Source organism: Tepidibacter mesophilus (assembly GCF_002724055.1).
GTDB lineage: Bacteria > Bacillota > Clostridia > Peptostreptococcales > Peptostreptococcaceae > Tepidibacter_A > Tepidibacter_A mesophilus.
The window spans coordinates 1-768 of record NZ_BDQY01000066.1 but is presented as its reverse complement, the minus strand read 5'-3'; the positions used below and the strand labels follow the sequence as shown (position 1 = coordinate 768).

General features: G+C 29.4%; 1 protein-coding gene. It reads left to right on the top strand.

What is annotated here, in order from left to right:
* The first annotated feature begins 157 nt into the window (after positions 1-157).
* Positions 158-685 carry a tyrosine-type recombinase/integrase gene (locus Tmeso_RS15825; RefSeq protein ID WP_099192885.1) on the top strand — a complete coding sequence of 176 codons (528 nt, stop codon included), beginning with the start codon at positions 158-160 and terminating at the stop codon, positions 683-685.
* Positions 686-768 lie beyond the last annotated feature (83 nt).

The following is a 768-nucleotide window of genomic DNA, read 5'->3' as shown; positions in this document are numbered from 1 at the left end:
ATTTGTTCTTCTGTAAATATCTTTTTACTCATTTTTTTTCCCCCGAATTCTCATTTATTTAATTATACATAAAAACACCCTATAAAGTAGACTTTTTTATAGTGTCTACTCTATAGGGTACATTTTATTTAATTACTATCTAATAAAAAAAGGATACATGAAAGAAAACGTAATTAATCTTAGAAAAGATAGGGTGAAAATAGCAACCGGGTCAGAGCAGCAAGTGGAAGTTTTTTCAGAAATGCTAGTTGAAAAACTACTTTTCTACATCCAAGACCAGCACAAGGTAAGCCCTAGGGATAAGATGATAATACTGCTACTACTGTTTACTGGAGTAAGGGTAAGTGAACTTTGCAATATTAAGATAAAAAATATTGATTTTCTAACAGGACATCTAAAGGTATTAGGAAAGGGTGGTAAGATAAGAGAAATTCCTCTAAAGTCTGAGGTAGTAGAATCGGTAAAAGAATACATGATAGAAAGAAATAAAAATCCATATAAAAATTCAGAATACTTAATCTTAGGACAAAGGGGAGCTATAAAAAGGGATGCAGTAAATACTCTTCTTGAAAAACATACAATACAAGGAAATTTTGAGAAGAGGTTAAAGCCCCATACTTTTAGGCATACCTTTTGTACAACTATAATAGTGCAAAAATACTTCAATAAATTTCCATTTGAATAAAATAAAAAAACATTTATACAAAACCTTGTTATAATTAAGTTCCTACACAAAAAAATACAAGGAGGTATGTATAAATGTTTCAG